This window comes from Marinomonas posidonica (assembly GCF_043643765.1).
GTDB lineage: Bacteria > Pseudomonadota > Gammaproteobacteria > Pseudomonadales > Marinomonadaceae > Marinomonas > Marinomonas posidonica_A.
Genome location: NZ_JBHZSP010000008.1, coordinates 151,877 through 173,684, shown reverse-complemented (window position 1 = coordinate 173,684; position 21,808 = coordinate 151,877). Strand labels below are relative to the sequence as shown.

General features: G+C 45.0%; 23 protein-coding genes. 18 read left to right on the top strand and 5 right to left on the bottom strand.

All coding sequences use genetic code 11. The features are described from left to right. Nucleotides 1-35: 35 nt before the first annotated feature. Complete coding sequence (locus tag ACHUFM_RS11015) at nt 36-899, top strand: DMT family transporter (RefSeq protein WP_394182293.1); 864 nt, start codon at nt 36-38, stop codon at nt 897-899. Here the strand turns inward: ACHUFM_RS11015 and ACHUFM_RS11010 are convergent. From ACHUFM_RS11010 to ACHUFM_RS11000, 3 genes are read right to left on the bottom strand one after another with little or no spacing between them, the layout of a single operon-like run. Then, nucleotides 896-1,795 (bottom strand): DMT family transporter, encoded by a 900-nt coding sequence (locus tag ACHUFM_RS11010; RefSeq protein ID WP_394182291.1) that lies wholly within the window; start codon nt 1,793-1,795, stop codon nt 896-898. The genes ACHUFM_RS11015 and ACHUFM_RS11010 overlap by 4 nt on opposite strands. Nucleotides 1,796-1,816: 21 nt before the next feature. Then, nucleotides 1,817-2,713: a DMT family transporter gene (locus ACHUFM_RS11005; protein ID WP_394182289.1), complete on the bottom strand. Its 897-nt coding sequence runs from the start codon at nt 2,711-2,713 to the stop codon at nt 1,817-1,819. Nucleotides 2,714-2,727: 14 nt separating this feature from the next. Continuing rightward, nucleotides 2,728-3,474, bottom strand: coding sequence for a MipA/OmpV family protein (locus tag ACHUFM_RS11000; RefSeq protein WP_394182287.1), 747 nt, complete (start codon nt 3,472-3,474; stop codon nt 2,728-2,730). A gap of 228 nt (nt 3,475-3,702) precedes the next feature. Here ACHUFM_RS11000 and rpsF point away from each other — a divergent pair, with 228 nt between their 5' ends. The 6 genes from rpsF (at nt 3,703) to ACHUFM_RS10970 (ending at nt 8,841) form a co-directional block, all read left to right on the top strand. Then, entirely contained in the window at nt 3,703-4,107 is a 405-nt protein-coding gene (gene rpsF / locus ACHUFM_RS10995) for a 30S ribosomal protein S6 (RefSeq protein WP_113874172.1), read from the top strand. Between the two features lie 23 nt (nt 4,108-4,130). Then, entirely contained in the window at nt 4,131-4,361 is a 231-nt protein-coding gene (rpsR, locus tag ACHUFM_RS10990) for a 30S ribosomal protein S18 (RefSeq protein ID WP_013662377.1), read from the top strand. Nucleotides 4,362-4,379: 18 nt separating this feature from the next. Then, on the top strand, nt 4,380-5,243 hold the full coding sequence (locus ACHUFM_RS10985) for a hypothetical protein (protein WP_394182284.1): 864 nt from the start codon (nt 4,380-4,382) through the stop codon (nt 5,241-5,243). A gap of 19 nt (nt 5,244-5,262) precedes the next feature. Next, nucleotides 5,263-5,706: a 50S ribosomal protein L9 gene (gene rplI, locus ACHUFM_RS10980; RefSeq protein ID WP_113874174.1), complete on the top strand. Its 444-nt coding sequence runs from the start codon at nt 5,263-5,265 to the stop codon at nt 5,704-5,706. Between the two features lie 122 nt (nt 5,707-5,828). After that, nucleotides 5,829-7,205 carry a replicative DNA helicase gene (dnaB, locus tag ACHUFM_RS10975; protein WP_394182282.1) on the top strand — a complete coding sequence of 459 codons (1,377 nt, stop codon included), beginning with the start codon at nt 5,829-5,831 and terminating at the stop codon, nt 7,203-7,205. Nucleotides 7,206-7,278: 73 nt separating this feature from the next. Continuing rightward, complete coding sequence (locus tag ACHUFM_RS10970; RefSeq protein WP_394182280.1) at nt 7,279-8,841, top strand: methyl-accepting chemotaxis protein; 1,563 nt, start codon at nt 7,279-7,281, stop codon at nt 8,839-8,841. A gap of 75 nt (nt 8,842-8,916) precedes the next feature. On the opposite strand, the gene bioA is transcribed toward ACHUFM_RS10970, so the two are convergent. Both bioA and ACHUFM_RS10960 read right to left on the bottom strand, forming a co-directional pair. After that, entirely contained in the window at nt 8,917-10,203 is a 1,287-nt protein-coding gene (gene bioA, locus ACHUFM_RS10965; RefSeq protein ID WP_394182278.1) for an adenosylmethionine--8-amino-7-oxononanoate transaminase, read from the bottom strand. A gap of 67 nt (nt 10,204-10,270) precedes the next feature. Continuing rightward, nucleotides 10,271-10,762 (bottom strand): ComF family protein, encoded by a 492-nt coding sequence (locus tag ACHUFM_RS10960; protein WP_394182276.1) that lies wholly within the window; start codon nt 10,760-10,762, stop codon nt 10,271-10,273. Nucleotides 10,763-11,052: 290 nt separating this feature from the next. Here ACHUFM_RS10960 and bioB point away from each other — a divergent pair, with 290 nt between their 5' ends. The 11 genes from bioB to fliG all read left to right on the top strand — a co-directional run bounded on the left by bioB (nt 11,053) and on the right by fliG (nt 21,802). Then, nucleotides 11,053-12,123, top strand: coding sequence for a biotin synthase BioB (gene bioB, locus ACHUFM_RS10955; RefSeq protein ID WP_394182274.1), 1,071 nt, complete (start codon nt 11,053-11,055; stop codon nt 12,121-12,123). Beyond that, nucleotides 12,107-13,288, top strand: a complete 1,182-nt coding sequence (gene bioF, locus ACHUFM_RS10950) for an 8-amino-7-oxononanoate synthase (protein WP_394182272.1) — start codon at nt 12,107-12,109, stop codon at nt 13,286-13,288. The genes bioB and bioF overlap by 17 nt, the downstream gene beginning before the upstream one ends. A gap of 12 nt (nt 13,289-13,300) precedes the next feature. After that, a complete protein-coding gene (locus tag ACHUFM_RS10945; RefSeq protein WP_394182271.1) occupies nt 13,301-14,104 on the top strand; it encodes an alpha/beta fold hydrolase in 804 nt (267 codons plus the stop codon). Beyond that, on the top strand, nt 14,088-14,900 hold the full coding sequence (gene bioC, locus ACHUFM_RS10940) for a malonyl-ACP O-methyltransferase BioC (RefSeq protein WP_394182269.1): 813 nt from the start codon (nt 14,088-14,090) through the stop codon (nt 14,898-14,900). Before ACHUFM_RS10945 ends, bioC begins: the two co-directional genes overlap by 17 nt. A 12-nt stretch (nt 14,901-14,912) precedes the next feature. Further along, on the top strand, nt 14,913-15,593 hold the full coding sequence (gene bioD / locus ACHUFM_RS10935; protein ID WP_394182267.1) for a dethiobiotin synthase: 681 nt from the start codon (nt 14,913-14,915) through the stop codon (nt 15,591-15,593). A gap of 90 nt (nt 15,594-15,683) precedes the next feature. Next, nucleotides 15,684-16,154, top strand: a complete 471-nt coding sequence (locus ACHUFM_RS10930) for a helix-turn-helix domain-containing protein (protein ID WP_063333810.1) — start codon at nt 15,684-15,686, stop codon at nt 16,152-16,154. Beyond that, complete coding sequence (locus ACHUFM_RS10925; RefSeq protein ID WP_394182264.1) at nt 16,154-17,308, top strand: sensor histidine kinase; 1,155 nt, start codon at nt 16,154-16,156, stop codon at nt 17,306-17,308. The genes ACHUFM_RS10930 and ACHUFM_RS10925 overlap by 1 nt, the downstream gene beginning before the upstream one ends. Before the next feature lies 1 nt (nt 17,309). Further along, nucleotides 17,310-18,659 carry a sigma-54-dependent transcriptional regulator gene (locus tag ACHUFM_RS10920; protein ID WP_394182262.1) on the top strand — a complete coding sequence of 450 codons (1,350 nt, stop codon included), beginning with the start codon at nt 17,310-17,312 and terminating at the stop codon, nt 18,657-18,659. A 66-nt stretch (nt 18,660-18,725) separates the two neighbouring features. Next, nucleotides 18,726-19,088: a flagellar hook-basal body complex protein FliE gene (gene fliE / locus ACHUFM_RS10915; protein ID WP_394182260.1), complete on the top strand. Its 363-nt coding sequence runs from the start codon at nt 18,726-18,728 to the stop codon at nt 19,086-19,088. Nucleotides 19,089-19,115: 27 nt separating this feature from the next. Continuing rightward, a complete protein-coding gene (gene fliF, locus ACHUFM_RS10910) occupies nt 19,116-20,789 on the top strand; it encodes a flagellar basal-body MS-ring/collar protein FliF (RefSeq protein WP_394182258.1) in 1,674 nt (557 codons plus the stop codon). Continuing rightward, nucleotides 20,789-21,802: a flagellar motor switch protein FliG gene (gene fliG, locus ACHUFM_RS10905; RefSeq protein WP_063333805.1), complete on the top strand. Its 1,014-nt coding sequence runs from the start codon at nt 20,789-20,791 to the stop codon at nt 21,800-21,802. Before fliF ends, fliG begins: the two co-directional genes overlap by 1 nt. Nucleotides 21,803-21,808: the final 6 nt, after the last annotated feature.

Here is a 21,808-nt window from a genome sequence, read left to right as displayed (position 1 = left end):
ATTATTTAGTGAATTGAAGTAGGCGCTTAGTCTTAATGGACGATAGAGAGTTAATCAAAAAGGGGATTTTAGCGACCATTGCTTATGCCTTTGTTATGTCTTTGACGGCCATGGCGGCCAAGCAAGCGCAAACGACTATTGCGGTATCCACACTGGTTTTTTGGCAAAGCCTTTTTTGTGTCTTGATTCTTTTGCCACAAATGCGTGGTCGCTGGAAAAGGCGTCCTTGGTCGGTTTGGCGTATCCATTTATTACGTAGTTTTGGCGGCTTTATTGGCTTTCTGTTTTATTACTGGGCGCTGAATCATATTCCACTCGTTGAAGCCTCTTTATTGCGAACTTGTGCACCTTTGTGTGTGCCATTTATTGTGTTGGCAATGCATGGTATTCGTATCCCTAAAGCCAGATGGTTTCCTTTGTTGGTCGGCTTTGCTGGGGTTGCGTTCGTTATTCAGCCGACTCCGAGTCATTTAAATCCTTGGCATCTGGTCGGGTTTGTGTCTGCAATCGGCTTGGCCTTATCTATGGTGACAACTCGTATGTTGTCCCATCAGGTGTCTGGTCAAGAAACCTTATTAGTATATTTTGCAGTCTCTTGCCTGCTATCCATACCCTTGATGTTTTGGCAGGGGGATGGGGCAGCTGTGCCATTGGATGTTTGGCCTCTTGTTGGGGCGGTCGTGATAACCCTCTATGTTGGCATGTTTTTGTATAACATGGCTTATACGTATGCTCCCGCCAGTATCGTTTCGCCCGTTAGTTATATTGGTGTGGTCTTTAGTGGTTTTTGGGGACTCGTGATTTGGCACCATGTACCCGATATTTACGCCATTATGGGCGTGGTACTGATTTTTCTGAGTATCTTAATCAGTACCAGAATCGCACGGAATAGAGGTTAGTTCGTTGTGCTTTGTGGCTTTTTATTGTTTAAAACGGTTGCCACAAAGATGCCTGTGAAAATCAATAATATGCCTACGTAATGAAAGCTAAACAATCGCTCACCTAGAAAGATCACTGATAGACTGATGCTGAAGACGGGGAGTAGATGGATGAAGTGTCCTGCTGTGGCGGCGCCAAGTTTTTGAATGCCAATGTTCCAGCATAAGAATGCGCCAATCGAAGCAAAAATTCCCATGTATATGATGCTGCCCCAGTTGGCGTGAGTGAGTTCACTCAGTGCGGTTTCACCAAAAAGTAAAAAGAGCGGAGCCTGAATGCAGGTACCAATAAGAGCGGTGCAGGTAAAGAAACCAATCAATGACATGTCTTTTGGGCGGCGGATAATCATCACAGAGTAAATGGCCCAACTAACGGCCGCTGTTAATATCCATAGGTCACCTTTTGATATGGAGAGATGTGAAAAGGTGTCTAAACTGCCTCGGCTAACAATGATGATGGCGCCCATGGTTGAGATGATGATGCCTGTATTTTGTCGCCAATTTGTTGTGTTACCTAGCAAAATTCGAGCGGTGATGAGAATCATCACTGGCATGATGGAGTTCAATAAGACGGCATTAGTGACAGTTGTTGAAGTTAAACCGATGTACAAAAATAAGTTGTAGTTACAGATCCCTAACCAACCAAAAAGAATGAGCAAAGGCCAGTATTGGCGAATGATGTGTCTTTCCTGGTAAAGCTTTTTATAAGCGAAGGGGAGTAGGATTAGGCAAGCTAAGCTCCAGCGTAGAAATGATATCGTATAAGGGTCAATGCCAGTAGAGACGGTCATGCGGCCTAAGACATAGTTACCTGACCAAAAAAGTATGGGCAGTAGCAAATATACAAATGCTGGCATTGGTGCTTCCCTTTATTATTTTTAAGATGGCTTTCTTTTAGACCAATTTTGTACAAATAAGCCGAGCAAAATACAGCTAAGACCGACTAATGTCGAGGCTAAAATGGGTTCGTTAGCTAGTTGTGACAGCCAAACAATAGACAGTAATGGCGCTAAGAAAATCAGGTTAGCTACTTGGCTGGCATTATTGGTGAGTTTCAGGGCCCGATTCCATAAAACAAAACTGACTCCCATCTCAAATAAACCGATATAAACGGCCCCCCAAATACCTTCTGGTTGCCAATGTGTTAGCTCACCTGTCGATGCAGCAAAGATCAAAATAATGGGTAAAGCAAAGGCAAAGTTGAGTGTCAGTCCAATTAAATTGGGTCGAGTGTCTTTTGTGTTTAATAGCCAATAAAGCGCCCAAATGACGGTGCTCAGTAGTGCGAACCCTACACCAGTGAGATTGGAAAACGCCAGTGTGGTGATTTCGCCTCGGGTGGAAATGTACAAAACACCAAAATAACAACAGGCGGCGGCTAGGTAATCAGCGAGCGTCAGTCGTTGCTTCAAAATAGGGACGGCCATAAAACTTAACATAATCGCCCAAGTGTAATTAATGGCTTGCGCTTCCTGTGCCGGCAATAGGTCATAAGCCTGCAATAAAATGAGGTAATACAAGAAAGGGTTAATAACACCATAGAATAAAGAGGCTTTCCAAGATTGTCTGGCATGATATCTAAGTTGGCTTAGTTGACCGTTATAGCCAAGTGCGGCAAGTAGAAAAATCAGAGAGACAGCGCAGGCAATCAGTAAAAGTTGTGTCGGGGACAGGCTTTTTAATGACAGGGAAAACGCCGTGGCGACTGTTGACCAGAGAAGAACGGCCCCCAGCCCAAAGGCCATGGCTTTTGTATTGTTTGAGATGGATCGCATGGGATTTGATGGCCTTAAAAGTTGTAGATAATGCCTGCAATAATAGAATTAGAGCGCTTTTGGTCGATAATAGGGCTGTCTAATACATTGTCGCTGTATTGGTTGTGTTTAACAGCGAGCATGAAGTTTGTATTGGGTGTGAGTTTATAAATGCTTCTTAAACCAATACTGGAGACGGATGTGGCGTCGGAGTTGAAAGCGGCAATGTTTCCAGAAGTACGGTCTGATTCTGTTTGGGAGACACCGTATAAATATTGACTCATTTTACGACTGGTATATTGATAACTGATAGACGGAATAAATACCCAGTTACCGTTTGGTATGGGTAGGCCAATAGCTAAATGGAGGTAATAACCATCGTGTGTGCCACTAATATCTTGAGCTATTTTGGTGGAGAGTAAGCCTAGCCGGTATTTAGCGAATGCCATGATACTGTCATCGCGGTCATTGAGTTGTTGGATAGCACTATTGTCCGAGTCATCAGGATCAAAGCCTGCTGTTTGATAGGACAGTCCCGCTGACAGCGCTTGCATTTTGGTTTGTGGAATCAAATGGTAGCCGATGTCGGGTATGGTGACGTAAAAGCGTTCACCTTTATAAGAAAGGTTTGGGATGAGTCGAGTGTCGGTTTCAACGCCTTTATAAATGGATTCAGACACGGCACCTAACAGGCCAACACTGCCGTCCGCTTTTACTGTGGTGGTTAATGATAGAGTAATGAATGCGGATATCAAGCTGTACTTTAAAAAGTGTAATTCCATGTTTTTTTCCATCATAAAGCGCGACAAAGTAGAGTGATTCTATGGCCTTTTAATCAGGCTGTAAAATGTGCTTAGAGAGATTCTGTGAAGGTATTGGAAATGTTGTTTAATGCGTTTACTTAATGGTCGACTTTGCTATATAATTCGCGTCCCTGTAAATCAATACTCCTTGTCTCACAGCTTTTTAACAGGGGAAGCGTGGAGACTAAGAACCCATAAGGAGCTTAAATGCGTCATTATGAAATCGTCTTTCTGGTTCACCCAGATCAAAGCGAGCAAGTACCAGCAATGGTTGAGCGCTACACTAACCTAATCACAGAAGATGGTGGTCAAGTACACCGTTTCGAAGATTGGGGTCGTCGTCAACTTGCTTACCCAATCAATAAAATTCACAAAGCACACTATGTTCTTATGAACGTTGAGTGTTCTGATAGTGTTTTGTCTGAACTAAACGAAACGTTCCGCTATAACGATGCCATCATCCGTAACTTGGTGATTCGTCGTAAAGATGCGGTAACAGAAGTTTCTCCTATCAAAGCATCTGAAGGTCGTGAAGAGCGTCGTTCTGCACCACAGCGTGAAGAGCGTAACGTTGAAGCGTCTACAGAAACTACTGAAGAATCTGAAGATTAATCTATTTGAATTAGGAGATACTCATGGCTCGTTTTTTCCGTCGTCGTAAGTTCTGCCGTTTCACAGCAGAAGGCGTTAAAGAGATCGATTACAAAGATCTAGACACACTAAAAGGTTACATCACTGAAACTGGTAAAATCGTACCTAGCCGTATTACTGGCACTAAGGCTCGTTACCAGCGTCAGTTAGCGACTGCTATCAAACGCGCTCGCTACATTGCTTTGCTTCCTTACACTGATAGCCACTTTAATTAATAGGCAAGAAGTACCTTAATGAGCGGTTTAGCTAAATGGGTAATGGATAGACGTCGTAACGCCATCATTGGTGTGTTGGCGTTTGGATTGATCCCGATTATGTTTTGGCTGGCGGCTGCCATTTTAGGCTTAGTGGTACTTCGTAAAGGTGTAAAAGAAGGAATACCGGTTTTTGCTTGGGGCTGTTTGCCAGGTTTTGTTATCTGGATGCTTCAAGGTGATGCGACAGCATTACTGGTTATGTTGGATGTGGCGTTGTTAGCTTATTTGTTAAGAGTAACAATGTCGTGGAGTTGGGTGTTATTAGTCGGCAGTTTACTGGCGTCATTTAATACCTTGATTCAACCCCTGCTTATGTCTGATGTTTTGAACTTTGCTGTTGACTTGGTTCAGACTGTTTTACAGAGAGAAGCGGTTGAAATACCCGAAAGATCTATGATCTTTTCCCAGGCGGTGATGGCAGTGTCCATTTTCCAAGTGGTGATTGCGGTTCTTGCGCTTTTATTGGCGAGAAAATGGCAAGCGGGGCTCTATAATCCAGGAGGGTTACGTAGCGAATTTCATCAATTAAGATTGCCTGTGGCATTCAGTCTAGTGCTCGGCGCTATGATATTGATTGGTGAGAGTGTAGGAGGGGCATTTTCTGTGCTTTCTCAAGCCGCCGTACCTGCTTTGATATTGCCAGGGTTAGCATTAGTACACGGTATTTTAGCAAAAAAAGAAATTGGGGTTGTTGGACTGATCGCATTTTATCTGGTGGGATTTTTTATCCTGAATGTTTATTTTGCGAATCTTTTGATCGCGCTCTGCGTGATTGATAGTTTTGTTGATATACGTTCCAAGATCCAAGGTAAGGCGTCCAACTCAAGTGATAGCGAATGATTAATTAGAGGTGATCGAGATGGAAGTTATTCTACTCGACAAAGTAAACAAGCTAGGCGGTATTGGTGACGTTGCAGTTGTTAAACCAGGCTACGCTCGTAACTTTTTGATTCCAAACAAAAAAGCTGTAATGGCTACAAAAGCTAACTTGGCTAGCTTTGAAGAGCGTCGTGCTGAGCTTGAAGCTCAAGCAGCAGAGCGTAAAGCCGCTGCTGAAACGCGTGCTCAATCACTAGAAGGTAAAACTTTCACAATCGCAGCGAATGCTGGTGATGAAGGTAAGCTTTTTGGTTCTATCGGTACTCGCGACATCGCTGACGTTATTTCTGCAGAAGTAGAAGTATCTAAAGCAGAAGTTCGTCTACCTGAAGGTACAATCCGCCACACAGGTTCTTTCGAGATCGATCTTCAACTTCACTCTGAAGTTGTTGTTACTGTGACATTGGCTGTTACAGCTGAATAATTTATTTCGATAAATTATTTGCTAAAAAAAGGGTGTCTTGCTGATTGCAAGATGCCCTTTTTTTGTGGCCGTGATAAGCTAATCCCATTGTTTTTTGACCTTTTATAGATGGATATTGTTGCGTGCAATTAGATGATTCTGAAGTGGCTTCTATTAAGTTGCCTCCATATTCGGTAGAAGCTGAACGTTCTGTCGTTGGCGGTTTGATGTTGGACCCACAGGCTTGGGAGAAAGTCTCCGAGCTGGTCATTGCTGATGACTTTTATCGTCCCGAGCATAAGCTGATCTTTTCAGTAATTGCCCGGTTAGCAGATGAGTCTGAGCCGGTTGATGTGGTGACCATTGGTGAACGCTTAGATAAGCGAGGGGATCTTGACGCAATTGGTGGGATGGCTTACTTAATCGAAGTGGCTGAAGCGACTCCCAGTGCGTCTAACATTGCTTCGTACGCAGACATCGTGCGCGAACGTTCAATCTTGCGGCGTTTGATTTCGACTACCAATGATATTTCCTCTCGTGCTTTTCATCCTGAAGGGATGACGGCAGCGGAAGTGTTGGATGAGGCGGAGCGTAAGATTTTTCAAATTGCCGAAGGAGGTGAAAAGAAAGGCGGTCCACGCATTGCCTCGGATATTTTGAGTGCGACGGTTGATAAAATTGATGAACTTTATCATCAAGAGGGTGCGATCACTGGACTCAGTACTGGTTTTACCGATCTGGATGCTATGACCGCAGGTTTACAACCGGCGGACTTGGTTATTGTGGCGGGACGTCCATCTATGGGTAAAACGACCTTTGCGATGAACTTAGTTGAAAATGCCGCGATGATCAGTGATCTTCCTGTTATTGTGTTTAGTTTGGAGATGCCTTCAGAGTCCTTGATGATGCGTATGTTGTCGTCGCTAGGGCGAATTGATCAAACGCGTATGCGTTCGGGACAGTTGATTCAAGAAGACTGGGATAAATTGATGTCTGCAGTGAAAATGCTGAAAGACAGAAAGTTATTCATTGATGATACAGGTGGCATTAGTCCGACTGAGATGCGATCTCGCGTGCGTCGTATTGCCCGAGAGCATGGTGGTGTGGCTCTTATCATGGTCGATTATCTTCAATTAATGCAGATTCCAGGTTTTACTGAAGGTCGAACGAATGAGATTTCTGAAATATCTCGGTCTCTAAAAGCCATAGCCAAAGAAATGGATTGTCCTATGGTGGCACTTTCTCAGCTCAACCGTAGTTTGGAGAATCGCCCCAATAAGCGCCCAGTTAACTCGGATTTGCGTGAATCCGGAGCGATTGAGCAGGATGCGGATGTGATCTCCTTTGTATATCGAGATGAGGTGTATCATGAAGATACGCCCCATAAAGGAATCGCAGAAATCATTATAGGTAAACAGCGTAACGGGCCAATTGGTACTTGTCGTTTGGCCTTTGTGGGTAAGTACACTCGCTTTGAAGACTTGGCACCAGACGCGTACCGTGATTTTGATGATGAATAATGTGTAATTAAAAATGAGCTTAGGTGCGATGGCTCGCATCTTAAAATAATAACGATTAGGTCGAGGATGATGTATGCGCAAGATGCCTGTAACTGGAAAGGAAAATGACTTTCCTGAAAGCGATGTTTTAGTATCCAGCACGGATGTGAAAGGGCGAATTACTTTCGTTAATGATGCGTTTTGTGAGGTGGCGGGTTATCAGCAGGCGAGCCTGATTGGTGCGCCTCACAACTTGATTCGACACCCAGACGTGCCATCTGCTGTGTTTGCTGATATGTGGGCGAACCTAAAACAAGGTCGCAGTTGGATGGGGATAGTAAAAAATCGTTGTGAAAATGGCGATCATTATTGGGTGAGTGCACACGTGAGTCCCCTGTTGGATGGCAGCAAAGTCATTGGTTATGAGTCTGTTCGTCGAAAAGCGACTAAGGCTGAAAAACAACATGCTCAATTCATTTATGATCGAATTAATGCCGGAAAAAGTCTTTTACCTTGGTCTACTAAGGTAACCTCGCATTTGGCGAATGCGAGTTGGCCTGTGCTCTTGTGTTTCCTATTGCTGGCGTGTGCTGGCGTGTTGTCTGGAAACCTATTTTATCAAGTGATGGCGCCTCTGTTGGCCTTGCTAGGAGCTGGGTTGGTTTTTCTTCAAGGTCGGTCTGTTAATGAGTTGGTCGCTTTGTTGTCTGAAGAGTCGAAAAATCCGATTGGCCAGTATCTGTATTGTCGTTCTGTGGGAGCTAAAGCCACTATTCGCTTTGACAAAATTCATCAAGAAGCGGCCGGCCATACGTTTCGTTATCGTCTGAAAGAAGGGGCGAATCAATTAAGTAAGCGAGCTTCGGACGCGAAAGCCAGCGTGACCACCAATTTGACGAACTTTAATAAACAGCGCGGAACGTTCCAAGACGTTGTTGCAGCAAGTTCACAATTGCTTTCTAGTGTGACTCAAGTGTCATCCCATATTCAGGTGGCCGTTGAAGCGACAGAAGCGGTTGGCAGTTTAACGCTGGAAAGTCGTCATCTTGCGCAGCAAACAGGGACTACGATTGGTCAGGTTTATCAAGAAGTGGCAGAGGCCAAACAAGTGGTTTCTGTGTTATCTGAGCAAAGCGATAAGATTAACGAACTAGTTCGCTCAATTAGTGATATTGCCGAACAGACTAACTTGTTGGCACTGAATGCAGCAATTGAGTCAGCTCGCGCCGGTGAGGCTGGGCGAGGATTTGCGGTGGTGGCGGACGAAGTGCGAGCGTTAGCCATTCGCACACAAAATGCTACACAAAGTATTCACAGCATGACAGAGGAATTGAAAAAGAAAACTTCTGACGTCACGTCGACCATAGATAAAGGCGCTCTAGTGGCTCAGCAAGGGGTTGAAAGTGTGAATCAGGTCGCAGAAAAAATGAGTGAAATAGAAGCGTCTATTCAGCGTGTAGTGGAGATGACCTCACAAATTAATGTTTCTTCAGAGGAGCAAGCAGAAGTGGCGCGTAACTTAAACGACAAAATGGAATTGGTCGATGAGTTGAGTGTAAATAGCATTGAGCGTGCTGAAAATATTGTGTTAAATATTACTCATATTGAAGAAGAGGCTTATGAGCAAGGTAACCTTGCTGAGCGCATGAAGCAATAGACGTTTTTAGAATGAATTCCTGACTTGAATAAAAGAGCCCTTTGCTGAAATGATTCACAAAGGGCTCTTTGGGGTCTATTGACTGAGAATCGTATAAATGGCTTCTCCCAGCTTTTGAACGTCTTGTTGGCTGATGACATAAGGTGGCATTAGGTAGATGAGTCTTCCAAATGGGCGAATCCAAACTCCCAGTTCAACGAACCTAGGTTGTATGTCATTTAGATTGATTGGCTCATGAAGTTCAACAACGCCAATGGCACCTAGACAGCGGACATCTTTGACGGGGTCCAATGACAAACAAGGCGAGAGGGCTTGATTAAGCCAGTCTTCAAGCTGGGCAACGGTTTCGGTTATGTCGGTAGAATCTAGTAAGGATAAACTGGCGTTCGCAGCAGCGCAGGCTAAAGGGTTGGCCATAAAGGTTGGTCCGTGCATGAATACCCCCCCGTTTTCACTAATGCCAAAAGCCACTTTATCGTTTGTTAGGGTGGCCGCTAAGGTCATGTAGCCTCCTGTTAAGGCTTTACCTACACACATAATGTCAGGGCAAATATTGCTGTGTTCGGTGGCAAAGAGTTTTCCTGTTCGTCCAAAGCCTGTGGCAATTTCGTCAAAGATCAGCAGAATGTCGAATTCGTCACAGAGTGAGCGAATGTGATTCAGATAATCTGGGTTGTAAAAGCGCATGCCGCCAGCGTTTTGTACAACAGGCTCGATGATGAATCCGGCAATCTTGTGATGGTTCTCTGTCAGTACATGACGAATTTCAGCAAGGTATTCTGGATCGACTGGCGAGTTTACCCCTGTTGGCGGTGGTGAGATGAAATGTTGTTGGGTAAGAGCGCCTGTGAACAGGTTATGCATGCCATTTTCGGGGTCGCAAACAGACATGGCAGCGAACGTATCGCCATGATAGCCGCTTCTGGGTGTGACAAAGAATTGTTTATCGGCTTTGCCTTGGGTGTGCCAATACTGAATCGCCATTTTTAAAGCCACTTCCACAGAAACGGAGCCAGAATCGGAGAAGAAAACGCGTTGTAATGGCTCTGGCGTCATGTCGATCAGCTGTTTAGCAAGATGAATGGCTGGTTTGTGCGTTAAACCACCAAACATCACATGGGAAAACTGGCTTAACTGCGTTTGTATGGCTTGGTTCATGACCGGGTGATTGTAGCCATGAATGACACTCCACCAAGAAGACATGCCATCAATGAGGGTCTTGCCATTGCTTAAAGTGATTTCACAGCCTTGAGCGCTGTCGACCAAAAACTGTGGGCTTGGATGGCTCATGGAGGTGTAAGGGTGCCAGAGTAGTTGTTTGTCTAGGGCTAAATAGTCGTGTTGTGATAGCTCATTTTGCATAATGTGACGCCTTTGTAGGTTCTGCGGGCATACTAAACAAAGCCAATATAAATGACCAGAGGGTAAGTTAATGGGGTTTGTCTGGTGTTCTGGCGATGACCCAAACATCAATGCGTTTGGCGCCGGCTTTCATTAGTTGTTTGCAGCAGGCCTCGATTGTGCTGCCTGTCGTCATAACATCATCAAATAACGCCACATGTTCCGCAATCTGGCCTTGTATCTGATAGCTTTTGTTGGGGGCGGTTAATCGAGCTTTACGAGGTAGGGTGTGCTGCGCTTGGCTGTGTAGAACCTTGATGATCGGGTTTGTCTTGGGAAGGCTTGGCGTCGCTTTTCCAAGTATTGGTTGAAGTTGTTTGTGCAGCTGCTTGGCCATAAGTTGAGTTTGGCAAAAGCCTCGTTGTCGAATGCGCTTGGGGTGGCTTGGCACAAAGAGCAGTTGTTGTGGCCAGAGTCGAGATTGGTATTCGGCCACTAAATTTTGGCACATGCGCTCTGTTAGTGGGCGAATAAAATGCCCGCCGTGGTTAAATTTGATCTGATGGATAAGGGTTCGCATGGTGCCACTAAATAAATAAGGGGCTACGCAAACTTGATAGCTTGGTTTGTTGCTTTGACATTGTCCGCAGATCAATTGTGTTTGGTTGCTAGGGCGTTTGCATTGCTGGCAGCAGATTAGGTTGGGGTTAAGGCCTTTTTGGCAGTGATGGCAAAAGATGTGTTTGCTAGGGGATTGGCATAAATAGCACTGTCTAAAAATTAACCTGTAGTAAATCTCTTTAAATTTTGTAGTTGACAGCAATTTCCAGTCCATTAGTATTGCTCCATTATTTCATGTTCGAGGGTATTATGTCTGTTTCAAACACCGCTTCAATGAATTCTACTGGTCCACGCTTTGATTGGACTCATGCAGAGATAAAAGCTTTATTTGATCTTCCGTTCATGGATTTGATGTTTCGTGCTCAGACCGTCCATAGAGAACATTTCGCACCTAATGAGGTTCAGGTAAGCACCCTCTTATCCATTAAAACAGGTGCTTGTCCGGAAGACTGTAAATATTGTCCGCAAAGTGGCCACTATAATACAGAGCTTGAAAAAGAGAAATTAATGGAAGTGAGAAAGGTGCTTGAAGAGGCGGCTCTTGCAAAAGAAAAGGGCGCTAGTCGTTTCTGTATGGGCGCGGCTTGGAAGCATCCTTCGGAAAAAGATTTTCCTTACGTATTGGAAATGATCAAAGGGGTTAAGTCGCTTGGTTTAGAGTCTTGTGTGACCTTAGGTACCTTGAATGATGATCAGGCTAAACGTCTTTCGGATGCCGGTTTGGATTATTACAATCATAACTTAGATACTTCTGCGGAATATTACGACAGCATTATCACCACGCGTAGTTATCAAGATCGTTTGGATACTCTTTCTCGTGTTCGTGATTCGGGCATCAAGTTATGTTGTGGCGGTATCATGGGAATGGGGGAGGAGCAAAAAGACCGCGTTGGGTTGTTGCGTCAATTGTCGCAAATGCAACCACACCCAGAAAGTGTGCCGATCAATATGCTGGTAAAAGTAGAAGGTACACCGCTTGAGAATGTGGATGATTTAGACACATTTGAATTCATTCGCACCATCGCGGTTGCTCGAATCATTATGCCTAAATCTCATGTGCGTTTATCGGCTGGCCGCCAAGGAATGAATGAGCAGACACAAGCGTTATGCTTCATGGCTGGCGCAAACTCCATTTTCTATGGCGAGAAACTGCTAACCACAGGTAACCCTGAAGCAGATAAAGACATGGCGTTGTTTGCAAAATTGGGTATCAACCCAGAGAAGCGAGAAGAGCATTCTGACGAAGCGGTGGCTGAAGCCATTGCTGCTCAAGTCGTCAAACAAGAAGATGCTAAGTTTTTTTATGAAGCCAGCGTTTAATACGCCTTCATGGGTGTTGGCGGCGCTTGATGAAAGGCGTCGTCAAGACCTGATGCGTCACACGGTTACCTTAGATAGTCCTCAAATTCCCCATACTCAAATAAATGGTCGACCTTATACTGCGTTTTGCTCTAACGATTATTTGGGGTTAGCAAATCATCCTTTATTGATTCGTGCCATGCAGCAAAGTGCTGAAGAGTATGGTGTTGGTGGCGGTGCTTCGCATTTGGTTGCGGGACACCTGGCTCCCCACCAAAGGCTGGAGGAAGCGTTAGCGGATTGGCTTGGATACGAACGTGTTTTGCTATTCAGCACAGGTTATATGGCCAATCTAGGGGTTATCTCTGCCTTAGCAAATACACAACGCCCAGTCATTCAGGATAAATTAAATCATGCTTCTTTAATTGATGGTGCTCAGTTAGCGCAGGCGCCACTGCGTCGCTATCTTCATGCTGACCCTTTGAGTGCTAAAAAGCTGATGGCGAAATCCGAGCAAAGTGGGTTGTTGGTGACGGACGGCGTTTTTAGTATGGACGGAGACATAGCACCTTTATCGGAGTTGTCGACTTTGGCTTCTTTGCATGATTGGACTTTTATGGTTGATGATGCGCATGGATTAGGGTGTTTGGGTAAAGAGGGGCGAGGTAGTTTAGCGTTATCCGATTTAGGGATGACACAAGTTCCATTATTAATGGGGACGTTTGGTAAAGCATTTGGAACCTCTGGTGCTTTTGTTGCGACGACACAGGATTTCGCGGACTATTTGACTCAGTTCGCTCGCCCTTATGTGTATACCACATCCATGTCGCCAGCCATGGCTGGCGCAAGTATGGCTGCATTGCAGCTGATCTGTTCTCAAGAAGGGGAAGATCGGAGAGCGAAATTGACTGGGCATATCGATTATTTTCGTCAGCGTATGAAGGATTTACCGGTTGAGTTGATGGCGTCTGAAACCGCTATTCAGCCAGTTGTGATAGGTGATAGCTCGGCAGCCTTGGCGGTGAGTGAGCAGCTGAAAGCATTGGGGGTCTGGTGTACTGCGATTCGGCCGCCGACTGTTCCAAACGGTAAGGCGAGATTGAGAATTACCCTGAGTGCTGGACACTCAACGCAAGATTTAGTGTTATTATGTGACGCACTTGAGCAAGTATTAACGGCTAAATAATTGAGGGGTAGCATGCGCACACCTATTGAAACGGAAGCTTTTGGCGACGAGTCTAAACAAGCGATATTTATGGTGTCTGGTTGGGCCATGCCAAAAGAGGTAATGGCGAATTTTGCGCGACGCTTGAGTGAGCGTTTCTATGTTGTGGTAGCGAACTTGCCTGGAATTTCTCTTGATGAACAGTGGATCTCTCGTACTCGCATTGGGCCAAATTATGATATTGATGCGCTGACTGAACAGCTAATTGATGTGGCCCCTAAAGAGGCTTGGTGGTTGGGGTGGTCCTTGGGTGGGATGATCTCAACTTATGTAGCGGCTCGTCGTTCCAGTTGCGTTAAAGGGCTTATTACTGTTTCCAGTTCCCCTAGTTTTGTACAGCGAGATAGTTGGTCTGATGCTATGCCATGCGTCGATTTTGATGGCTTTGCTTCCTTGGTTGATCAGCAGCCAGAGCAGGGCCTTAAGCGTTTTGTGATGTTGCAGGCTAAAGGGGCGCAGAACGAACGTCAATTGGTTAAGCAATTGCAGTCCTTATTGCCTGTCGTTACCTTGAATCAGGCGGCTTTAATTGGTGGTTTGCGTATGCTTAAGTCACTTGATGTGCGTCGTGAACTGTCTTTATTGGATAGACCAAATTTACACATATTTGGTGGTAAGGATGCGCTCGTGTCTGCGCAATGTTTAGAGCAGCAGACGGACGTAAACCCTCTACAAGAGACTTTGATTATGCCAAATTGTGCCCATCAAGCGTTTCTGGAAGAGGAAGAGGCTTGTGTGCAAACAGTTGAAAACTTTATAGATGCTAATAACTCCTAACCTTTCTTCGGCAAGCGCCTATAAACGGCAGCTTGCAAAGCGTTTTGATCGTGCTGCTTCGTCGTATGATGCTTACGCTCAGTTCCAATTGGATGTTCTCAACAGGTTACTACCTTGTTTCCCTGATTCTCCAACCCATACCATTATGGACTTAGGGACGGGAACTGGCTTGGCTTTACCCTCGTTAATGACCAAATGTGCGCCAAACCATTGTGTGGCTCTCGATTTGTCTCCGGCTATGTTGGCGGTGTCACGTGCTCGTATGTCTGATGATTATCCAATTCATTATGTCTGTGCTGATGCGGAAACCTTTCCTTTTGCTGCAAGCTCTTTTGATGTGATTTTTTCCAGTTTGGCGATTCAGTGGTGTTTGCAACCGGAACGTTTGTTTCGTTCTTTGTTTACGGCTAGCCGTCATGAAGGGCGTTTGGTTTTCTCGACCTTATTAGAGGGTTCTATGCCGGAGTTATCGACCGCTTGGTCAGGTGTGGACGGACGTGAGCATGTTCATCAGTACATCACTGAAGAAACGTTAAAAAAACAGCTCTTAGACGCATCATGGCAAATTGAGTCATTATCCGTCGAGCGGGTTGATATGTGGTTTGATTCGCCTGACGCCGCTGTGGCGTCTTTAAAAAAGGTTGGCGCTAGTCTAATTTCAACGCAAAAGCCGCAAGCAATATCTCCTTCTACTTGGAAGGCTTTTTTGCAACAGTATGAAAAACAGCGTCAAGTGAAAGGAATTCCATTGAGTTATCAGGTGGCATTTGTTGTCGCCCGTAAGCAGGTTAGCTAGGTCGAGGTGGTTGTGAGAAAACGATTTTTTGTTACTGGAACGGACACAGATGCAGGTAAAACTTACTTTACCGTAGGTTTGTTAGCGGCCGCTCAAAGAGCGGGGCAGAAAGCGATTGGTTTAAAGCCTGTGGCGGCTGGAGCTGAATTAATTGATGGTGTAAAACGCAACGATGATGCTTGGAGAATTCAACAGGCTAGCAGTGTTTCATTGGCTTATGAGCAGGTTAATCCGGTTTTATTGGAGGCTGCTATTGCGCCTCATATTGCTGCGCAACAAGAAGGGCGACTCGTCACTTCGTCACGGTTGGAAGGTTTTATTAAAGGGGCCTTGTTAACATCGCATGATTTGGCTTTGGTTGAAGGGGCTGGTGGTTGGCGCGTGCCGTTAAATGATAGAGAGCTTTTGTCTGATGTGGCGAAATCAATCGGTTTTCCTGTGATTTTAGTGGTTAACATGAAGCTTGGCTGTATTAATCATGCTTTGTTAACGGCAGAATCCATTGTTCGAGATGGATTGAGTCTGGCCGGATGGGTTGCTAATACGGCTGGGCCGGATAAGATGGCCTGCTATGATGAGAATTTAGCGACCCTGCAGACTATGTTGTCGGCGCCGTTATTGGGAACCTTGTCTTGGTGTGAAAATGAACAAATGGCACAAGCAGAATTTGATAACTTGCTATCCGCATTATAAATTTCCCTTCAAAGCTTGAAAGTCTTGGATAAACACGCATTAATACTAACTATATTAATGCGAAGATACAGTAACGGTTGAGGTGGTAAGGTGAAAGCTTGGTTATGTGGTTTAGATGACGACGAAATTTCCAGTGTTTCCAGTATACTTACTTTTATCGGTATCGAGCACAGTACCTCTCTAACGGCCTTTCAATTACCTGATTTTGTGGTTCTCGGAAGTCAAGTTCAGTCATTTGAACTGGATGAAATGGTGCCGGTAATTTCATTGAGTCATTCCTTAATTGCGCCTGATGGTGAAAACGTATGGTTGTGTCCTTTGCCTTGGCGATCTCAGGCCCTGTCTTCTATATTAAAAGAAATCAAACAATTACATACTTTTCCGCAGGCATCAGGCGTCAATTTGAATCTGCATGTTCGACATTTAGAAGCGTTATTAATTCGTCAGGCTTTGGTATCAACCCAGGGGGTGGTTTCTAAAGCGGCGCAGAATTTACAAATACAACGTACTACTCTAATCGAAAAAATGCGTCGCTATAATATTGACAAATCGGAGTTTTAGTGACTAAAGATGAAGAAATAGCGGAGCTTAAAGCCGCTTTTAAGGCGTTTTCTGAGTCTTCGGATGTGTTGGCAAAATCTTACTTGGACCTACAGCAAGAGGTGGTTCGTCTGCAAGAGCAGTTGCAGAAGTCAGAGCAAGATAAGCGCCAAGAACAAGATAAAAATCGAGTGTTAGTTCTGCAGTTTCAACAACTGTTTGAGTCCATGCCGGTGGGAGTTTTGCTGTTAAATGAAGAGGGTGTCATTGTGATGGCGAATCCGGTGGCCGAGCGTTTGTTTAATTTGTCTTTGATTGGTGAAGCTTGGGGAGAGATTGTGCCCCGCAGTTTTCGCCCACAAGAAGACGATGGTCATGATGTGTCCATGGTGACGGGACGCAGAGTTAGGGTAGAGACCGCTTCGCTGGGGAATGTGCCTGGACAATTGGTGATTCTAGTGGATTTGACAGAAGCCTACTTTTTACAGAAAAAGCTTAATCATCATGAACGTTTGTCGAACATGGGTAAAATGGTGGCGGCGTTAGCTCATCAAATTCGAACGCCATTATCGTCAGCCTCACTGTATGCAGGGCATTTACAGAAAGCCGATTTAGCCCCAGTGATGCGACAAACGTTTGCCAATAAACTGGCGGATCGATTAGGAAATATTGAAAAGCAGATCCGTGATATGCTGATTTTTTCTCGCAGTGAAATTAAGTTAGATGAAACCATTCTATTGAATGATTTTGCTGCAGATCTAGTCTCTCAGTGCGAAGAGGTGTGCGAGCAAAAAAATGTCACGTTGGATTTATCTGGTCCTGAATTTGCTCACAACGAAGTCATTCAGTGTAACAAAGAAACCTTGCTGGGAGCGTTATTGAATCTGCTAAATAATGCCATTGATTCACAGCATGCAGGCAGTAAGGTTCGATTGTCTTGGCGCACGGTGGGAGCAAGCGCTGTATTTGTGTTTAAAGATCGTGGTGTTGGCATGTCAAAAGAACAGTTGGAACATGTTCAAGAAGGTTTTGTCACCACGAAGCAGCATGGTACTGGGTTGGGTTTGATGGTTGTAAAAGCCATCGCCAGAGCACACCATGGGCAGTTTGAAATTGATAGTATTGAAGGGGCTGGGACAACGGCCAGTTTAACCATTCCTCTCGTAAGGGTATAGCATGTCGGATGTGAAATTATTAATTGTTGAAGATGACAAGGGATTGGCGGAAGCGTTAGAAGACACGCTCATGCTAGCAAGTTACCAATGTAAAATGGTGTACAGTGCTGAAGAGGCTGTGATTGCGTTAAAGCACAGCCAGTTTGATATGGTGGTGTCGGACGTTAATCTACCCGGTATGGATGGTTATGGGCTGTTGCATCATGTGGTGGATGCATACCCTGAGCTGCCTATTATGTTGATGACGGCGTATGGCGACATTGCCCATGCCGTTGAAGCCATGCGTGATGGCGCAGTAGATTATCTTCTTAAGCCGTTTCAAGAAGAAGAGTTATTAAATGCCATTGCCAAATATACCGTGAAGCAAGCTTCATCCTCGACGAGTCAACCTATTGCAAAAGATTCTGCGAGTTTGGCGTTGCTGGATTTGGCAAAGCGTGTTGCTGTAACCGACTCTACCGTATTGGTGTGCGGTGAAAGTGGTACAGGTAAAGAGGTTCTTGCCCATTACATACATAACCAATCCTCACGTCGCAATGCGCCTTTTGTTGCTATTAACTGCGCGGCCATTCCGGAAAACATGCTCGAGGCTATTTTATTTGGTTATGAGAAGGGCGCTTACACGGGGGCGGTGTCGTCTCAAGCGGGTAAGTTTGAGCAAGCCAATGGCGGTACCTTATTGCTGGATGAGATTACTGAAATGGATGTGGGCTTGCAAGCCAAACTATTGCGAGTGTTGCAAGAGCAGGAAGTAGAACGACTTGGTGGTAAAAAATCGATTCCGCTTGATGTGCGCATTATTGCTACTACTAACCGAGATCTGGCTGAGTATGTAAAAGAAGGTGGCTTTAGGGAAGATTTGTATTATCGTCTGAACGTTTTTCCGTTGCGTTGGTTACCTATTCGAGAGCGTAAAGGGGATATATTACCGATTGCAGAGCATTTGTTGCACAAACATGCCACTAAAATGCGTATATCTGCAGCGACATTAAAGCCTTCAGCCCAAAGTAAATTGGAAGCGCACCCTTGGCCAGGGAATGTTCGAGAGCTGGATAATGTGATTCAGAGAGCGTTGATTTTAAGTCCTAATGGGCAAATTCATGATGAGCACATTGCCTTCGATATGATGGCAGGTGCACCAACCCCAAGTGAACCGGTTTCTGAAGAGGAAGAAAGTGCGGCGTCGATTTTAGGGAAAGGCGTGCAACAACATGAATTTAGGATTATTGCTCAAGCTTTGATCGATGCTAATGGGAAGCGAAAAGACGTTGCTGATAAATTAGGGATTAGCCCTAGAACACTGCGATACAAAATCGCTAAAATGCGAGAAAGTGGTATAGACGTCGATTGATTTTTGTATCTTGTTTTAATTAGCTTTATGCTAAGCTTATGAAATGTGATTTTTTAGGTGAAAAGCATGATTTCGGGTCGACCGGATATTAATCAAGTGTTATCCCAAATGAGGGATCTCCGTTCGCAGGTTCAGGCACCTGGTTCGGCGGTGTCTGATGTTGCAAAGGCTGCTAGCAATGTGGAAGCTGGTCAGGCGGTTGAGCGTGCTGATTTTGCTGAAATGTTGAAAAGTGCCGTTGATAATGTAAATTCGTTACAACAAGATGCGACGCAATTAGCCCAATCTTATGAGCGCGGTGACGAAGGGGTGGATTTACCTCAAGTCATGATTGGTCTACAAAAGTCCAGTGTCTCTTTTGAGGCGATGACTCAGGTACGAAACAAACTTGTAGACGCGTACGAAAAAATCATGAACATGCCGATTTAGGCTAGATAAACCGCTTGGCGCTTTTTAATGGATAATGTCCCTGCAGAACAATCGGAGCGTAAGCTCTATTTAGAATTAGTCACAGGCTTTAATAAGCTAACGGTGATACGTCAGTTGGCCTTAATGGTCGGCTTGGCTGCCTCTATAGCAATTGGCTTGGCGGCTGTGTTATGGACTAACGGCCCAGACTATAAACCTGTCTTAAGTAGCATTACGGATTACAACGCGGATCAGATTGTTGAAATTCTGAGCGTTAATAATATTCCCTTCAAATTGGATGAAAATACAGGCGCTTTACTGGTTGAAGCCGATTATTATCATCAGGCCCGATTAAAATTAGCGGGTTCTGGAATTGTGTCAGACAATATTGTTGGTCTGGAAATTATGGACCAGGAACAAGGTCTAGGGACGTCCCAGTTTGTTGAGACGACTCGTTATCGTCGTGGTTTAGAAGGTGAGTTGAGTCGCACCATTTCCAGTCTGCAAAGTATTAAATCCGCACGAGTCCATTTAGCCATCCCAAAAGAATCCGTTTTTGTGCGGGATACGAGAAAGCCCTCCGCTTCTGTGTTTCTGGAACTATACCCAGGTAGACGCCTTGATCGTAGTCAAGTCGATGCGATTGTGAATTTAGTGGCTTCGAGTATTTCGCAGCTGAGTGATAAAGATGTCACTGTGGTGGATCAGCGTGGCACCTTGTTGACGGAAAAAGACTCAAGCTCAGAGTTATCTGTGGCTGGTAAGCAATTTGACTACGCACGTAAAGTGGAAGATGTGTTGCTGCAACGAGTGAATAACATTCTGGGTCCGGTAGTCGGTCAAGGTCGTTTTAAAGCGGAAGTGTCGGCCGATGTGGACTTTACGGCCATTGAAAAAACCGATGAGCAATACAACCCAGATTTATTAGCATTGCGAAGTGAGCAAACACTCAAAGAGAATCGCAGTGCTGGCGTTTCGGCTAGTGGTATTCCAGGTGCATTAACGAATCAACCACCAGGTGCCGTTTCGGCTCCGGAAGCGGTAGATGAAAATGGTGCGCCAATTGGTGGTAACGGTACCGCTGCTAATGGTCAATCGCGAGAAGAAACGACACGTAACTTTGAGCTTGACCGCAGCATCAGTTATACCAAGCGCCAACAGGGTACGGTTCGACGTTTATCCGTCGCCGTAGTCGTTGATGATTTAGCCAGCTTAGATGCGGATACATCAACGATAGTTCGAACACCTTGGAGTGATGATGAACTGGGGCGTTTGACCTTGTTGGTTCGAGATGCGGTTGGTTATGATCCCTCTCGTGGAGATAGTGTCAGTGTGATCAATTCGCCTTTCGCACTTCCTGACCCAGAAGAGCCAGTGATTGAACCCCCATTCTATAAACAGACTTGGTTCTTAAATCTTTTGCAGCCAACTTTAGTTGGTATGTTTGTGTTGATTCTTTTACTGATCGTGGTTCGACCAATATTGAAAACCCTCAGTGAGCAAAACAAAATTGCAGTTGCAGAGGACACGGAAGCCGCTATATTCTCAGATGAGACGGATGAAATTTCAGATGATCAAGTGTCTCTCGTGAGTGCTGAGGATATTCTCGTACCAGGTTCCCCTGAGAAAATTGATCGTCAACTTAATGCGATACGCGGTTTGATTGCTGAAGAGCCGGAACGTGTAGCGCAAGTTGTTAAACAGTGGGTAATGGAAAGTTAATGAGTGATACAGGCCAAGGTGCAGATTTAACCTCAGTTCAAAAAGCCGCAGTGCTATTAATGTCACTGGGGGAATCTGATGCTGCTCAGATCCTAAAACACATGGGCCCCAAAGAAGTCCAAAAAATTGGTCAGACCATGGCGCAATTGGCCAATGTTCAACGTCATCAGGTTGAAAAAGTCCTAGACGACTTTCTAGTCTTGGTAGGCGATCAGACCGGATTAGGGCTTGGGGCAGATGGTTACATTCGTAATATGCTTCGTGAAGCCTTAGGTGAAGAAAAAGCCGGTAGCTTAATTGATCGAATCTTGCTCGGTGGTAATACCACCGGTTTGGACACATTGAAATGGATGGAATCGAGAGCCGTTGCGGATGTTATCCGTTATGAGCACCCGCAGATTCAAGCCATTGTTATTTCCTACCTCGATCCTGACCAAGCCGCTGATATTTTGGCTAACTTTGATGAACGGGTGCGTTTGGATATTGTATTACGTGTGGCGGCTCTTGAAACGGTTCAGCCAGCGGCTCTGCAAGAATTAAATAACATTCTAGAACGTCAATTCTCAGGTAATAATTCAACACAATCGACCACTATTGGTGGGGTGCGTACTGCGGCGAATATCATGAACTTCATTGATAGTTCGGTTGAAACCGAGCTGATGGAGTCTATCCGAGATGTGGATGAAGACCTTGCCAATACCATCCAAGATTTGATGTTTGTGTTTGATAACTTATTAGAAGTCGATGACCGTGGTATTCAGGTTATCTTGCGTGAAGTGGAATCAGAGACATTGATTTTGGCGTTGAAAGGGGCAGACCCAGATATGCAAGAAAAGATCTTCAAAAATATGTCCTCCCGAGCTGCGGATATGCTGAAAGACGACTTGGAAGCCAAGGGCCCTGTTCGTGTGAGTGAAGTGGAAGTGGCGCAGAAAGAGATTTTGGCTGTTGCTAGACGCCTTGCTGATAACGGTGAAATCGTTCTCGGCGGCGGTGGCGAGCAGATGGTTTAATTAAAG

Coding starts and splice junctions, on each gene's coding strand:
- ACHUFM_RS11015 (WP_394182293.1), top strand. CDS start 36: ATGGACGATAGAGAGTTAATCAAAAAGGGGATTTTAGCGACCATTGCT.
- fliG (WP_063333805.1), top strand. CDS start 20,789: ATGAGTGATACAGGCCAAGGTGCAGATTTAACCTCAGTTCAAAAAGCC.
- ACHUFM_RS11010 (WP_394182291.1), bottom strand. CDS start 1,795: ATGCCAGCATTTGTATATTTGCTACTGCCCATACTTTTTTGGTCAGGT.
- fliE (WP_394182260.1), top strand. CDS start 18,726: ATGATTTCGGGTCGACCGGATATTAATCAAGTGTTATCCCAAATGAGG.
- rplI (WP_113874174.1), top strand. CDS start 5,263: ATGGAAGTTATTCTACTCGACAAAGTAAACAAGCTAGGCGGTATTGGT.
- bioB (WP_394182274.1), top strand. CDS start 11,053: ATGTCTGTTTCAAACACCGCTTCAATGAATTCTACTGGTCCACGCTTT.
- ACHUFM_RS10960 (WP_394182276.1), bottom strand. CDS start 10,762: ATGCGAACCCTTATCCATCAGATCAAATTTAACCACGGCGGGCATTTT.
- rpsR (WP_013662377.1), top strand. CDS start 4,131: ATGGCTCGTTTTTTCCGTCGTCGTAAGTTCTGCCGTTTCACAGCAGAA.
- rpsF (WP_113874172.1), top strand. CDS start 3,703: ATGCGTCATTATGAAATCGTCTTTCTGGTTCACCCAGATCAAAGCGAG.
- ACHUFM_RS10985 (WP_394182284.1), top strand. CDS start 4,380: ATGAGCGGTTTAGCTAAATGGGTAATGGATAGACGTCGTAACGCCATC.
- ACHUFM_RS10945 (WP_394182271.1), top strand. CDS start 13,301: ATGCGCACACCTATTGAAACGGAAGCTTTTGGCGACGAGTCTAAACAA.
- bioA (WP_394182278.1), bottom strand. CDS start 10,203: ATGCAAAATGAGCTATCACAACACGACTATTTAGCCCTAGACAAACAA.
- ACHUFM_RS10970 (WP_394182280.1), top strand. CDS start 7,279: ATGCGCAAGATGCCTGTAACTGGAAAGGAAAATGACTTTCCTGAAAGC.
- bioF (WP_394182272.1), top strand. CDS start 12,107: ATGAAGCCAGCGTTTAATACGCCTTCATGGGTGTTGGCGGCGCTTGAT.
- ACHUFM_RS11005 (WP_394182289.1), bottom strand. CDS start 2,713: ATGCGATCCATCTCAAACAATACAAAAGCCATGGCCTTTGGGCTGGGG.
- ACHUFM_RS11000 (WP_394182287.1), bottom strand. CDS start 3,474: ATGGAATTACACTTTTTAAAGTACAGCTTGATATCCGCATTCATTACT.
- fliF (WP_394182258.1), top strand. CDS start 19,116: ATGGATAATGTCCCTGCAGAACAATCGGAGCGTAAGCTCTATTTAGAA.
- bioC (WP_394182269.1), top strand. CDS start 14,088: ATGCTAATAACTCCTAACCTTTCTTCGGCAAGCGCCTATAAACGGCAG.
- ACHUFM_RS10920 (WP_394182262.1), top strand. CDS start 17,310: ATGTCGGATGTGAAATTATTAATTGTTGAAGATGACAAGGGATTGGCG.